We start from the raw sequence: 653 nt of genomic DNA on the forward strand, positions 1-653 counted from the left end.
GCTGTCGCCGTCGACCGTAACACAGAACGGCGTGCCTGCTTCGTCCTGACGACGATAACGACGCCCCACGGCACCCTTTTCGTCGTAGAAGACGTTCCAGTCTTTCTTCAACGTGCGGTACAAGTCCTGGGCCATTTCTGCGCTATCGCAAAAGCGATGGTGGTCGACGACCAGCAACCTCGCGTGACACGTCGATTCATCTCTCGGGCGAACGTCGACGCTGAACTGAAGCGTCTGCCCGCGGAGGGTCGAGATGTGCTAGGATCGGCCGATCGGCGTGTCGCCTGCTCCGGCTCGCGACGACCCTGAAAACCGTTTTCTTTCCGTGATGCCTCGACTCGATTTGATTCGATTGATGGACGGAGGTCCCCGTGTCTGATTCCGAGAATCCGCAGCCGATGCCGCACGAGGATCTCGCCCGGAAGCTGATCTCACGACCGTTGGTCAGATAGACGGTCGAAGGAACATAACGATCGACTAACGCGGGAATCTGTTGCCAGACGATTTTGCGAATGAAGTCGCTTGACTCGTGAAACAATCGCCGCGGTCTATTCGGTCGAGGCCCATATCGTCGTGGAAGATGGCGAAACGTATATTCATGTCACCGGCACGCTTCCCGCGCCGTAACATTTCCCCAATCGACTTCCGGCAGA

Annotated in this window: 1 pseudogene; it reads right to left on the reverse strand. The window is 57.4% G+C overall.

Features of this window, described 5'->3' with window-relative positions:
- Positions 1-138: pseudogene (locus AB1L30_RS00465) on the reverse strand (His/Gly/Thr/Pro-type tRNA ligase C-terminal domain-containing protein); the annotation flags it as partial.
- Positions 139-653 lie beyond the last annotated feature (515 nt).

Source organism: Bremerella sp. JC817 (assembly GCF_040718835.1).
Taxonomy (GTDB): domain Bacteria; phylum Planctomycetota; class Planctomycetia; order Pirellulales; family Pirellulaceae; genus Bremerella.